Below are 12831 nucleotides of genomic sequence, written 5' to 3' on the forward strand. Positions count from 1 at the left end.
GGCTGGTTCGAGCGGTTATCCCCGCGGGCACCTCGTCAGCGCCACCAACGAGCCAGTCGACCGAGAGGGAGAACGACCATGGCAGGCAACACCGTGACGGTCACCGACGCCAGCTTCGCCACCGACGTGCTGGGCAGCGACAAGCCCGTGCTCGTCGACTTCTGGGCGGAGTGGTGCGGGCCGTGCAAGATGGTCGCCCCCGTGCTGGAGGAGATCGCCTCCGAGCACGGCGACAAGCTCACCATCGCCAAGCTCAACATCGACGAGAACCCGCAGATCGCCCGCGACTACCAGGTCATGTCGATCCCCACCATGACGGTCTTCCAGGGCGGCAAGCCGGTCAAGAGCATCATCGGCGCCAAGCCCAAGGGCGCCATCCTGAACGACCTCGCCGACTACATCTGAGCGACGATCCCCGTCGCCTGAGCGCGACGCGGTCACGTTCCGTGCGACCGAAGGCCCACCCGTCCACCGGACGGGTGGGCCTTCGGCGTTCCCGGGGGAGCACCGCGCGCCCCGGGTGCGCCGTCCGCGGCGGGAGGGACGACAATCGGTGACACCATGGGAACCGACAGCCGCATGCAGCCCCTGAGGCTCGGGGACCGCGGACCGGCCGTGGCCGACGTGCACGCCGCCCTCCGCAGTCTCGGCCTCCTCCCCGCCGCCGCGGACGGGGCGGACCCGGGCCTCGAGTCGGCCGAGTACGACGCCGGGACCGAGCTGGCCGTCCGCCACTTCCAGCAGGTGCGCGGCCTGTCCGTGGACGGACGGGTCGGCGAGGAGACCTACCGGGCGCTCAGCGAGGCCCGCTGGTCGTTGGGCGACCGGCTGCTGCGCTTCGACCCCGAGCGCCCCATGCGCGGCGACGACGTGACCAACCTGCAGGAGCGGCTGCTCGAGCTCGGCTACGACGCCGGCCGCGCCGACGGGATCCTGGGTCCGGAGACCGAGACCGGTCTGCGGGCGTTCCAGCGCGACTACGGCCTCACCTCCGACGGCACCTGCGGGCCCGCCACGCTGCGTGCCCTGCGACAGCTGGGTCGCAAGGTCACCGGTGGGCGGCCGCAGCTGCTGCGCCAGAGCGCCTCGTTCGTGGAGAGCGGGCCGCACCTGATCGGACGGCGGATCGTCGTGGACGCCGGGCACGGCGGCGCCGACACCGGCACCACCTCCGGCGAGACCACCGAGGCCGACCTCGTCTTCGACCTCGCCTCGCGGATCGAGGGCCGGCTCGCCGCCGCGGGGGCCACCGTGTACCTCACGCGGGGGCGCGGCCAGGCGCCCGCGCCCTCCGAACGCACCGCCTTCGCCAACGATGCCCGCGCCGACCTGTTCCTCTCCCTCCACCTGGACGCCCACACCTCCGAGCACGCCCGCGGCGTCGCCAGCTACTACTACGGCACCGGCTCCGGGGCGTCGTCCACCGTGGGGGAGCAGTTCGCCAACCTGGTGCGCCGCGAGATCGTCGCCCGCACCGGCATGCTCGACCTCGGTTCCCACCCCAAGACGTGGGACCTGCTGCGCATGACCCGCATGCCCGCGGTGCGGCTCGACTGCGGTTACCTCTCGCACCCGGTCGACCGGCTGCTCCTGCTCGACGCGCGGGTGCGCAGCGCCATCGCCCACGGCGTCCTGGCCGCCGTCCAGCGGCTCTACCTCCCGGCCGAGGCCGACCCCGCCACCGGCACCTTCGTCCTCCCCGGCAAGGCATAGCGCCCACGCCGAGTGCGCCCGAAGGGTCTGCGGAGGCGCGGGCTGAGCCGCCCTGCGAGGCGGTCCGAGGAGTGCGGCCCGAAGGGTTCCGCCATGGCATCGTCGTCCTCCGGACGACACCGCGGCCACCGGCCGTCCCCCGGTGGCGCCGAGCGCGTCCGTCACGCCTGCGCGGGACCCTCCGGGCCCCACTCGGCGTGACCCTGCGCACCGCACCGTGACTGAACAGTCCGTCCTTCTGACGTGTTGCGCGCGGCCGGTCACCCGGGGCTGCTTAGACTCCTGTAGGTGGCCACCATCCCGCCCGGCACGCCTGCCGGTCCCGGACAGCAGGGGGCGCACCCTGGTGCGCATCCCCATCCCGCGCCGCGGCATCCGCGGCTCGACCCGCTGGCCGACCGGTACGCAGCACGCACCCACGGGATGAAGACCTCGGAGATCCGGGCGCTCTTCTCCGTGGTGAGCCGGCCCGAGGTCGTCTCCCTCGCCGGCGGCATGCCCGCCGTCACCGCCCTCCCGCTGGACGCCGTCGGCTCGATGATCGGCGACCTGGTGTCGGGGATGGGCGCGCAGACGCTCCAGTACGGCTCGGGTCAGGGTGATCCGCGGCTGCGCGAGCGGATCTGCGACGTCATGGCGCTGGAGGGCATCACCGACGCCTCGCCCAGCGAGGTCGTCGTCACCGTCGGCTCCCAGCAGGGCCTGGACCTGGTCACCCGCGTCTTCGTCGACCCCGGCGACGTGATCCTGGCCGAGGCGCCGTCCTACGTGGGTGCGCTGGGGGTGTTCCAGTCGGCCGAGGCGCGCGTCCGGCACGTCGCCATGGACGACGACGGGCTGATCCCCGAGGCGCTCGAGGAGGCGCTGGTCGCCTGCCGCGCCGCGGGCGACCGGGTGAAGTTCCTCTACACGGTGCCGAACTTCCACAACCCGGCCGGCGTCACCCTCTCCGAGCCGCGCCGCGAGGCGATCATGGCGATCGCCGAGCGCTGGGACCTGCTGATCATCGAGGACAACCCCTACGGGCTGCTGGGCTTCGAGCAGGAGCCGATGCGCGCGCTGCGGGCCCGGGACGCCCAGCGGGTCATCTACCTCGGCTCGTTCTCCAAGACCTTCTCGCCGGGGCTGCGCGTCGGCTGGGTGCTCGCCCCGCTGGCGGTCCGGGAGAAGCTGGTCCTGGCCACCGAGGCGCAGGTCCTCTGCCCGCCGTCGCTGACCCAGTACGCGGTCGCCCGGTACCTGGACACCCAGCCGTGGCGCGAGCAGATCAAGCTGTTCACCGAGCTGTACCGCGAGCGGCGGGACGCCTGCCTGGAGTCCCTCGAGGCGATGATGCCGGCCGGCACCACCTGGACCCACCCGCACGGCGGGTTCTACGTCTGGCTGAAGCTGCCGGCCGGTCTGGACGCCAAGCTCATGCAGCCCCGCGCGGTGGGTGCGCTCGTGGCCTACGTGCCGGGGATCGGCTTCTACGCCGACGGCAGCGGCCAGGAGTACATGCGGCTGTCCTACTGCTACCCCGAGCCCGACCAGATCCGGGAGGGCGTGCGCCGCCTGGCGCGCGTCATCGAGGCCGAGCTGGACCTGCACTCCACCTTCGACAAGGTCGACACCGGCACGTTCCGGGCCGTCCGGGCGGGGTCCGGCCACGACGCCGAGTCCATGGTCGGGCCGGCCAACAGCGACCGATACGAGGACGGCCGAGCATGACCGAGTCCGCCGCCGCGCCCGCACCGGCCCCCGGCACCTCGCCGGAGCCGCTGCGCGCCGTCGTCCTCGCCGGTGGGCTCGCCTTCGAGCGCGAGGTCAGCCTCTCCTCGGGCACCCAGGTGGTCGAGGAGCTCACCCGCGCCGGGGTGGACGCGGAGCTGCGCGACGCCGACGCCGAGCTGCTGCCCGGCCTGGCCGCCGTGCCCGCCGACGCGGTGTTCATCGCGCTGCACGGCGCCACGGGGGAGGACGGTGCCCTGCGCGCGGTCCTCGACCTGGCCGGGGTGCCGTACGTGGGCTCGCCCGCGGCCGCGTGCCGCCTGGCCTGGGACAAGCCCGCCGCGAAGTCGGTGGTCCGGACCGCCGGGGTGACGACGCCGGACTGGGTCGCGCTCCCGCACAGCACCTTCCGCGAGCTGGGCGCCGGCGCGGTGCTGGACCTGATGGTCGCCCGGCTGGGCCTGCCGCTCATGGTGAAGCCGGCCTCGGGCGGCTCGGCCCTGGGCGTGCAGAAGATCAGCCGGGTGGAGGACCTCCCCGCCGCCATGGTGAGCTGCTTCGCCTACGGCGACACCGTGATGGTCGAGCGGTTCGTCGAGGGCGTGGAGGTCGCCCTGGCCGTCGTCGACCTCGGTGACGGCCCGGAGGCGCTGCCCGCCGTGGAGATCGAGCCGGAGTCCGGCGTCTTCGACTACACCTCCCGGTACACCCCGGGGCTCACCGAGTACCACGCTCCCGCGCGCATCCCCGACGCGGCCGCCGCCCGGGCCGCGGAGGTGGCCGTCCGGGTGCACGAGGTGCTCGGGCTGGCCGACCTCTCCCGGACCGACGCGATCATCACCCCGGACGGCGACGTCCACTTCCTCGAGGTCAACGTCTCCCCCGGCCTCACCGAGACCTCCATGTTCCCCATGGCGGTGGAGGCGGCCGGTTACGAGGTCGGCGACGTCCTCGCCCGGCTGCTGGCCCGCCAGGCCGGTGCCCGGGGCTGATCGGCGGAGCCACTGCGCGAACGGGCCGTTACGTCAGTGACGTAACGGCCCGTTCGCGGTGATCACGGGGTTCTCAGGCGTCCGGACGGCGTCCGGTGATGTCCGGTGCCATGACGCCGATGATCCGCTGCAGGTCGTCGACCGAGCCGAACTCGACGACGATCTTCCCCTTGGCCCGGCCGATCTGGATCTTCACCTTGGTCTCGAACATGTCCGAGAGCCGCGAGCCCAGCTCCTCCACGCCCGGGGCGCTGATGTTGCGGGCCCGGCGCTTGGCGGTCGGCTGCTCGGCGGCGGCCATGGCCACCGCCTCCTCCGTCGCACGGACCGACATCCCCTCGGCGACGATGCGGGTCGCCAGGGCGTCCTGGGCCTCGGCGTCGGGCAGCCCGAGCAGGGCACGGGCGTGGCCCGCGGAGATGACGCCTGCGGCGACCCGGGTCTGCACCTTCACCGGCAGCTTCATCAGCCGGATGGTGTTGGTGACCTGCGACCGGCTCCGGCCGATCCGCTGGGCCAGCTCCTCGTGGGTCGCGCCGAACTCCTCCAGCAGCTGCTGGTAGGCGGCGGCCTCCTCCAGCGGGTTGAGCTGGACGCGGTGGATGTTCTCCAGCAGGGCGTCCCGCAGCATGGCGTCGTCGGTGGTGTCCCGGACGATCGCCGGCACGCTCTCCAGCCCGGCCCCCCGTGCCGCGCGCAGCCGGCGCTCGCCCATGATGAGCTCGTACCGGCCGTCGGCCGCCTCGCGGACGACGATCGGCTGGAGCAGGCCGAACTCCCGGACGCTGTGGGTGAGCTCCTCCAGCGCCTCGTCGTCGAAGACCTGCCGGGGCTGCTTGGGGTTCGGGACGACGTCCTCGACCGCCACCTCGCGGAGCTGCGCGCCGGGCACCCCCACCGTGTCGCTCTCCGGGGCGGCAGCAGGTGCGGGGACCAGGCTGACCGGCGAGGACGACGGCTCCGGCTGACCTGCCCCGTCCGCCGCGGGGACCGTCCCCTGCTCCTCCGGCCGGCCGGCGCCGTCCGGTCCCTCGGGCGCCGAAGCCGGCGCGGCGACCGGGGGAGGGGTGGGCGGCGGCCCGGTGGGGATCAGCGCCGCCAGCCCGCGTCCCAGGCCGCCTCGCTTCGTCATGACTGCTCCTCGCTGGCAGTGGTGCTCACTGGGGATCCTGGGTGCGGAAGGGAACCGATGTCTCGCCGAAGGCGAGGGCGCCGACCGGGGTGGCCCCGTTGCTGCCGGCTCCGCTGTCGAAGGGCTGCAGGGCGACGCCGCGCTGGGCGAGCTCGCGCGCCGCCTCCACGTAGCTGGTCGACCCGCGGGACCCCGGGTCGTAGGTGAGGACGGACTGCCCGTAGCCGGGGGCCTCCGAGACGCGGACGTTGCGGGGGATCACCGCTCGGAGCACGAGCTCGCCGAAGTGGTTCCGGACCTCGTCGGCCACCTGGTCGGCGAGCTTGGTCCGCCCGTCGTACATCGTCAGGAGGATGGTCCGGACGGCGATCCCCGGGTTGAGGTGCTGCCGCACCAGATCGATGTTGTTGAGCAGCTGACCCAGACCCTCGAGCGCGTAGTACTCGCACTGGATGGGGATGAGCACCTCGTCGCCGGCGACGAGGGCGTTGAGCGTCAGCAGACCCAGCGACGGCGGGCAGTCGATGAGCACGTAGTGCGGCCGGCGCTCGCGGGGGAGCGCCGCGACGTAGGCCTCGATGGCGCGGCGCAGCCGGTGCTCGCGCGCGACGACGGAGACGAGTTCGATCTCGGCGCCCGCCAGGTCGATGGTCGCGGGCACGCACAGCAGGTTGGGGCTGGCCGTCGTCGGGTGCACGACCTCGGACATCGTGCTGTCGCCGACGAGGGCGTCGTAGATGCTCGGGGTGCCGACGGTGTGCTCCACCCCGAGGGCGGTGCTGGTGTTCCCCTGGGGATCGAGGTCGATCACCAGCGTGCGCAGCCCGTAGAGGGCGAGCGCCACCCCGAGGTTCACCGTGGACGTGGTCTTGCCGACCCCGCCCTTCTGGTTGGCGATGGTGATGACCCTGATCCGCCCGGGCGCCGGGAAGGGCTCCTGATCGGCCGCGTGCAGCACGCGGGTGGCGCGCAGCGCCTCCATCGCGATCGGGCTGTCGAAGTCCGTCGTGCTGAAGGACGGCGTCGACGACTGGTCTGCGGCGAGGTTGCTGCGCAACCGCTCGCCCGGGTCGGTCATCGCGGGTCCTTCCTCTGCCGGCGGCGTTTCACGTGGAACGGGTCGGGTAGCTGCACCTGTTCCACGTGGAACAGGTCTGCGCACGGGAGCGCCGTCACCGGTCTCCACGCGTCATGACCACCACGGTAGTGGCAGCGTCTCCCAGGGATGCGCCGACGGCCCGCGCCTCGATGTCCCGCATTCCCGCAGCACGCAGTTCCGGCAGCAGGCCCGGGAGCTCCTCCAGGGCTCGGGACCCCACCAGGGCCACCAGCTGGGCGCCCGGACGGAGCAGACCGCGGCACCAGCCGACGAGCCGGGGGAGCGGCGCGACCGCGCGCGCGGTGACCACGTCCACCCGGCCGACCGCCGCCACGACTCCCCGGTCCTCCGCCCGGCCGCGCACGACCCGCCACGACGACGTGCCGGCCAGGTCCGCCACCGCATCCTCGAGGAACTCCACCCGGCGGGCCATCGGCTCCACCAGCGTCAGCGCGACGTCCGGGCGGGCCAGACCGAGGGGGATCCCCGGCAGGCCCGCGCCGCTGCCGACGTCGACGACGCGGGCACCCTGCGGCACCGCCTCGGCGACGGCCGCGCTGTTGAGCACGTGCCGCTCCCACAGCCGGGGCACCTCGCGGGGCCCGATGAGGCCGCGCGTGACCCCGTCGGAGGCCAGGCGAGCGACGTACCGCTGCGCCGCCGGCAGGGCCGCACCGAAGACGCCGGCGGCCGCGGCCGGCGGCGCGGGCGGGGCCGGCTCCGCCGGAACGGCCGCCGCACCCGGCGCCGGACGTCCGTCGGTCACCTGTCGGGCAGGACCACGACGCGGCGGCTGGGCTCTTCGCCCTCCGACTCGCTGTGCACGCCGGCGACCGACGCGATGACGTCGTGGACGACCTTGCGCTCGAACGGGTTCATCGGGCTGAGCCGCTCGGGCTGACCGCTGGCGGAGACCCGGCGCGCGGTCTCCCCGGCGAGGGCGGTCAGGTCGGCGCGGCGCTTGGCCCGGTAGCCACCGACGTCGAGCATCAACCGGCTGCGCACGCCGGTGGACTGGGCGACGGCGAGCCGGGTCAGCTCCTGCAGCGCCTCCAGGGTGGCGCCGTCGGGACCGACCAGGTCGGAGAGCCGACCGCCGACGATCGCGACCGACGCCCGGTCGCCCTCCACGTCGAGGTCGATGTCGCCGTCGACGTCGAGGATGTCGAGGAGGCGCTCCAGGTAGTCACCGGCCACGTCTCCCTCCCGGACCAGCAGGTCGTCGCCGGCCCCACCGGCCCCGTCCGTCTCACGCGTCTCGAGGTCGACGGGCTCCACGACGGCGTCGTCGCTGGCGGCGTCCGCGTCGGGCAGGGCGGGCGGGTTCTCTGTCACGGGCTGCTGCGGAGCACTCACGGGTGTTCCTCCCAGTTCGGTGCGGCGGCCGGGTGTCCCCGGTGGTCGGTGTGCCGGGCGGGCCGGCGGGGGTGCGGTCGAGCGGTGGTCAGCGACGCTTCCGCTTGCCGCGGTTGGCCGGGCCCTGTCCCGAGCCGGGGCGGGAGCCGCCGCCGGTCCGCGGTGCCCCGTTGGCCGAGCCGCCGGGCACGGGCGAGGCACCGTTCCCACCGGCCGTCGGGGCGCCGTCCGCGCCGGACGCGGTGCTGCCGGACGCCCCGGTGGCCGTGGTCGACGGCGGCGTGGCGGGCGGCATCGACCGGCCCTGCTTCGCGCGGACCGGCTTGGCACCGGGCTTGGGGGCGAGCGTGCGCGGGTCCACCACGGGCTTGCCCTCGGCGGCCTTGGCCTTGGCGGCGTCGGACCCGGGCGGCGGCAACTTGCGCAGGATGAAGAACTGCTGCCCCAGGGTCCAGAGGTTGTTGACCATCCAGTAGATGAGGACGCCGATGGGGAAGATGAAGCCGGAGACGAAGAGGCTGATCGGGACGCCGTAGAGCATCAGCTTCTGGATCATGGCGGCCTGACCCTCGACCGGGCCGGACCGCGACATGATCTGCTTCTGCGTGAAGTACGTCGTGAAGCACATGACCAGGATCAGCGCGAAGGCGACGACCCGGATGTTGGTGTAGGTGACGCCCTGGATGTCCAGGATCGCCTGCTCCTTGGCGCCGCTCATGTTGAACGACGCGGAGATCGGGGCGCCGAAGAGCTTGGCCCGGGCCGCCTCGTCGGTGAGCTGGTCGGTCCACGAGTAGAGGCCCTGCTTGTCCGGGGCGAGCCGCCGCAGGACGTGGAACAGCGACAGGAAGATCGGGATCTGCGGCAGGATCGGCAGGCAGCCGGCCAGCGGGTTGACCCCGCGCTCCTTCTGGAGGGCCTGCATCGCGACGGCCATGCCCTGGCGGTCGCTGCCGTACTGCTTGCGCAGCTTGGCGATCTCCGGCTGCAGCTCCTGCATCGCCCGCTGGGACTTCACCTGCTTCACGAACAGCGGGAAGAGGATCAGCCGGATGGTGACGACCAGGAAGACGATCGCCAGGACCCAGGTGAGGCCGGCCAGGCCGGTCTCGGCGGCGGGATCGCCGAAGACGACGTTCCACAGCGAGTGCCACCGGGCCATCACCCAGGAGATGGCGGTGTACAGCCAGTCAAGCAACGGAGGACTCCTCCTGCGGGGTCCGGCACGCGGCCGGCGGGGTGGCCTCGCGGCCGGGGTCATCGGACGGCGCACCCGGGGGGCGTGCCGCTGAGCTGGACGAGTGGGGACCCGTCCCGGTTCCGCGCCACCCGGTCACCGGCGGGACGAGGTCGACGCCCCCGGGGTGCCAGGGGGCGCACTTGAGCAGCCGCACGATCGCCAGCCAGGTGCCGCGCCCCGCACCGTGCGTGGCCACCGCCTCGGCGGCGTAGGCGCTGCACGTGGGGTGGAACCGGCAGCGCGGAGGCAGCGCCGGGCTGATCGCGCGGGAGTAGAAACCCACCGCCCCCAGCAGCAGCCGGGCGACGGGGGAGCGACGCGGGGACGTGGCGCCGGAGGTCCTCATCGGGCACGTGCCCGATCGCCCAGCAACCGGTCCAGACCAGCCGTCAGGTCGCGGTGGAGGGCAGCGGAGTCCGCGGCGGCCGCCTCCCGACGGGCGCGGACCACCAGGTCCGCGCCGACCGGGAGCCGGTCGAGCTCGGCGCGGACGACGGCCCGCAGACGGCGGGTCACCCGGTGGCGGACCACCGAGTTGCCCACGCTCTTGCCCACCACGAAACCGGCCCGCGCAGTCACCGGCGACGCGGGGTCGCCGGTCGGCTGCTCGGGCCGTTCGGGGAGGAGGTGCAGCACCATGGTCGGCCGCCCGGCGCGCCGGCCGGAACGGACGACCGCGGTGAAATCCGGGCGCCGGCGCAGGCGTGCCTGCGCAGGCAGCACGTCAGGCGGAGAGCTTCTCGCGGCCCTTGCGCCGACGGGTGGCGAGGATCGCCCGACCCGCGCGGGTCCGCATCCGCAGCCGGAAACCGTGGGTCTTGGACCGGCGGCGGTTGTTCGGCTGGAACGTGCGCTTGCTCACGAGGTACTCCCACTACACGACATCGGCGGTGCGCTCCCGTCGGTGGACGGGGGCGCGCAGGGTGTCGAGGCGGCACGACGGCCGTCCCCGGACCCCGGAAGCTGGCACTGCAGAGCGCCGGACCGACACCCGACCGTGCAGGCACGCTGCAGCGGCCGGGAACGGGCAGACCCGTCCACAGACTCCGGCCAGCATAGCCGAGGACCGGGGGGTGCCGGCGACCGACCGCCCATGATCGCCCCGCCGGTCCGGCGGAGCCCGCCCGGCGCGCCGGGCGACCGGCCCGGGCCGGCGGCGGTCTCCGCCGCCCCGGGGCGCGCCCGGCGGTCACGGCGGCGTTGCCGGGCTGTGGATGGGGCTGTTAGCGTCGCCGTCGCTCCGCGTCGGGCGTCAGGGTCACGGCGCGCGGGCCGACCCCGTCGGTCGACCGACCGCCGAGCCACTCCTCCAGCCGCTCGATCAGGGCCGTGACCAGCCACGATGCTGCATCGGCCAGAGTCCCGTGCGGAGCCGGCGCACCATCCTGCCGGCCGTGCACAGCCTGTGGACACCGATGTGGACCACATGCGTTCGTGTGTCCACAACCGGGTGCCCACCGGTGGACGGGATCGCGCTCCGCGGGGGAGACCGGCGCGGCAGGTGCCGGGCACCGGGAGCGGCCGCGGGGTCGACTGCATGGGAGGACGACACGGCATGGCCGATGCCACGCTGGACCTGGCCACGGTCTGGGACCAGATCCGGGAGCGACTGGCGACCAGCCTGTCCCCGCAGCAGAACGCGATGCTGAACCTCACCCGGCCGCTGGGCCTGGTGGAGGACACCGCCGTGCTCGCCGCGCCCAACGAGTTCACCCAGACCGTGCTCGAGTCGCGCATGCGCCGGGTGCTCGCCGAGGCGCTGTCCGAGCAGTTCGGCCGCGACATCCGCGTGGCCGTCCAGCTCGAGGACACCCCGGCGGCGCCCCCGGCCGACAGCCGGGACGACGAGCCCGTCCGACGGCCCTGGTCGGCCGCCGAGGCGCAGCGGGCGGAGGAGGACCGCGCCACCCGCGACCGCGCCGACGACGGGCGGAGCGCGTTCGGCGTCCGGACCGACGTCGTGGGCACCGCGCCCTGGGACCGCGACACGACCGGCGAGCGTCCCGCGCCCGCCGGCTTCCCCGAGGTCCGCGAACTGCACCCCGCCGACGGACCGCAGCGACCCCCCGTGGACCGCGGCGCCCCGGAGGACTGGAGCACCACCACGTGGGGCGCCGGCGCGGCGAGCGGCTCCGGCGGCCGCGACTGGGGTGGCGCCGACGACGAGCGCAGCGCCGACGTGCTGCCCTTCGACGCGGACCCCGACGCGGGGGAGCAGCGGCGGTCCAACGCCGGCTCCGGTGCCCGGGCGCGACGCCCGGAGGCCGGCCGGCCGGCGGGGCCGACCCCGGGACTGAATCCCAAGTACGTCTTCGACAGCTTCGTCATCGGCAACAGCAACCGGTTCGCCCATGCCGCGGCGGTCGCCGTCGCCGAGGCGCCGGCGCGGGCCTACAACCCGCTGTTCATCTACGGCGAGTCCGGGCTCGGCAAGACCCACCTGCTGCACGCGATCGGCCACTACGCGGCGCGGATGTTCCCGAACGTGCGGGTGCGCTACGTCAGCACCGAGGAGTTCACCAACGAGTTCATCAACCTGGTGCACTCCGGCCGGGCCGAGGAGTTCCGCCGCCGGTTCCGCGACATCGACTTCCTGCTGATCGACGACATCCAGTTCCTCGAGCGGGCCGAGCGCACGCAGGAGGAGTTCTTCCACACCTTCAACACCCTGCACAACGCCAGCAAGCAGATCGTGATCACCTCCGACCGTCCGCCGAAGAAGCTGACGACGCTGGAGGACCGGCTGCGCACGCGGTTCGAGTGGGGCCTGATCACCGACGTCCAGGCGCCGGACCTCGAGACCCGCATCGCGATCCTGCGGAAGAAGGCGTGGGGCGAGCGGCTGCAGGTCCCCGACCCGGTGCTGGAGTTCATCGCCAGCAAGGTGCAGACCAACATCCGCGAGCTCGAGGGGGCGCTCATCCGGGTGACGGCGTTCGCCAGCCTGAACAAGCAGCAGGTCGACCTGCCGCTGGCCGAGCTGGTGCTCAAGGACCTGATCAGCGACGAGCAGGGCCCCCAGATCACCGCGGCGATCATCATGGCGGCCACGGCCGAGTACTTCTCCGTGACGATGGAGGAGCTGCAGGGCACCAACCGCAGCCGCACGCTGGTGAACGCGCGGCAGATCGCGATGTACCTGTGCCGTGAGCTCACCGAGCTGTCGTTGCCGCGGATCGGCGCCTCCTTCGGCGGCAAGGACCACACCACGGTCATGCACGCGGTCAAGAAGATCACCAACCTGATGAGCGAGCGGCGGGCCACGTACACCCAGGTCACCGAGCTGACCGCCCGCATCAAGAGCCGCGCCCGGCAATGACACCGTCGTCCTCCGGACGACACCGCGGTCAACGGCCGTCCCCCTGCTGAGCTGAGCGCGTCCGTCGCGCCTGCGCGGGACCCTGCGGGCCCCACTCGGCGGAACCCTGCCCGTGCCCTCCCTGACCTGGGGCGGCGCGGCCTGCGGCGATTCGTGCACACGACGCCGCCCCGGCCGGGGTGGTCCGGGCCTCGGTCCACGGGTGCCGGCGGTGACGGTGCGCCGGTGATCCGGTCACCGTCCGGACCCCTTCCGGCCACCGTCGCGAGG

13 protein-coding genes are annotated in these 12831 nt (G+C 73.7%); 5 read left to right on the top strand and 8 right to left on the bottom strand.

Features of this window, described 5'->3' with window-relative positions; all coding sequences use genetic code 11:
• The first annotated feature begins 78 nt into the window (after positions 1-78).
• The 4 genes from trxA (at position 79) to ACI790_RS06990 (ending at position 4415) form a co-directional block, all read left to right on the top strand.
• A complete protein-coding gene (gene trxA / locus ACI790_RS06975; RefSeq protein ID WP_456569064.1) occupies positions 79-405 on the top strand; it encodes a thioredoxin in 327 nt (108 codons plus the stop codon).
• A 210-nt stretch (positions 406-615) separates the two neighbouring features.
• The gene (locus tag ACI790_RS06980) at positions 616-1713 is read left to right on the top strand and encodes an N-acetylmuramoyl-L-alanine amidase (protein WP_456569065.1); all 1098 of its coding nucleotides are present in this window, start codon (positions 616-618) and stop codon (positions 1711-1713) included.
• A 288-nt stretch (positions 1714-2001) separates the two neighbouring features.
• Positions 2002-3423, top strand: a complete 1422-nt coding sequence (locus tag ACI790_RS06985) for an aminotransferase-like domain-containing protein (RefSeq protein WP_456569066.1) — start codon at positions 2002-2004, stop codon at positions 3421-3423.
• Positions 3420-4415 (top strand): D-alanine--D-alanine ligase family protein, encoded by a 996-nt coding sequence (locus ACI790_RS06990; RefSeq protein ID WP_456569067.1) that lies wholly within the window; start codon positions 3420-3422, stop codon positions 4413-4415. Before ACI790_RS06985 ends, ACI790_RS06990 begins: the two co-directional genes overlap by 4 nt.
• 73 nt (positions 4416-4488) lie before the next feature.
• Here ACI790_RS06990 and ACI790_RS06995 read toward each other — a convergent pair whose 3' ends face one another.
• The 8 genes from ACI790_RS06995 to rpmH form a co-directional block, all read right to left on the bottom strand.
• Entirely contained in the window at positions 4489-5547 is a 1059-nt protein-coding gene (locus ACI790_RS06995) for a ParB/RepB/Spo0J family partition protein (RefSeq protein ID WP_456569068.1), read from the bottom strand.
• 25 nt (positions 5548-5572) lie between these two features.
• Positions 5573-6625, bottom strand: a complete 1053-nt coding sequence (locus tag ACI790_RS07000; RefSeq protein ID WP_456569069.1) for a ParA family protein — start codon at positions 6623-6625, stop codon at positions 5573-5575.
• A 94-nt stretch (positions 6626-6719) separates the two neighbouring features.
• A complete protein-coding gene (gene rsmG, locus ACI790_RS07005; RefSeq protein WP_456569070.1) occupies positions 6720-7412 on the bottom strand; it encodes a 16S rRNA (guanine(527)-N(7))-methyltransferase RsmG in 693 nt (230 codons plus the stop codon).
• Positions 7409-8002: a Jag family protein gene (locus ACI790_RS07010; protein ID WP_456569071.1), complete on the bottom strand. Its 594-nt coding sequence runs from the start codon at positions 8000-8002 to the stop codon at positions 7409-7411. Before ACI790_RS07010 ends, rsmG begins: the two co-directional genes overlap by 4 nt.
• An 88-nt stretch (positions 8003-8090) precedes the next feature.
• Positions 8091-9200 carry a membrane protein insertase YidC gene (gene yidC, locus ACI790_RS07015; RefSeq protein WP_456569072.1) on the bottom strand — a complete coding sequence of 370 codons (1110 nt, stop codon included), beginning with the start codon at positions 9198-9200 and terminating at the stop codon, positions 8091-8093.
• Positions 9193-9588, bottom strand: a complete 396-nt coding sequence (yidD, locus tag ACI790_RS07020; RefSeq protein WP_456569073.1) for a membrane protein insertion efficiency factor YidD — start codon at positions 9586-9588, stop codon at positions 9193-9195. The genes yidC and yidD overlap by 8 nt, the downstream gene beginning before the upstream one ends.
• Positions 9585-9965, bottom strand: a complete 381-nt coding sequence (gene rnpA, locus ACI790_RS07025; protein ID WP_456569074.1) for a ribonuclease P protein component — start codon at positions 9963-9965, stop codon at positions 9585-9587. Before rnpA ends, yidD begins: the two co-directional genes overlap by 4 nt.
• Before the next feature lies 1 nt (position 9966).
• Positions 9967-10104, bottom strand: coding sequence for a 50S ribosomal protein L34 (gene rpmH, locus ACI790_RS07030; RefSeq protein ID WP_091930872.1), 138 nt, complete (start codon positions 10102-10104; stop codon positions 9967-9969).
• A 693-nt stretch (positions 10105-10797) separates the two neighbouring features.
• Here rpmH and dnaA point away from each other — a divergent pair.
• Complete coding sequence (gene dnaA, locus ACI790_RS07035; protein ID WP_456569075.1) at positions 10798-12561, top strand: chromosomal replication initiator protein DnaA; 1764 nt, start codon at positions 10798-10800, stop codon at positions 12559-12561.
• The last annotated feature ends 270 nt before the right edge of the window (positions 12562-12831 follow it).

It is taken from the genome of Blastococcus sp. SYSU DS0539 (genome assembly GCF_054050855.1).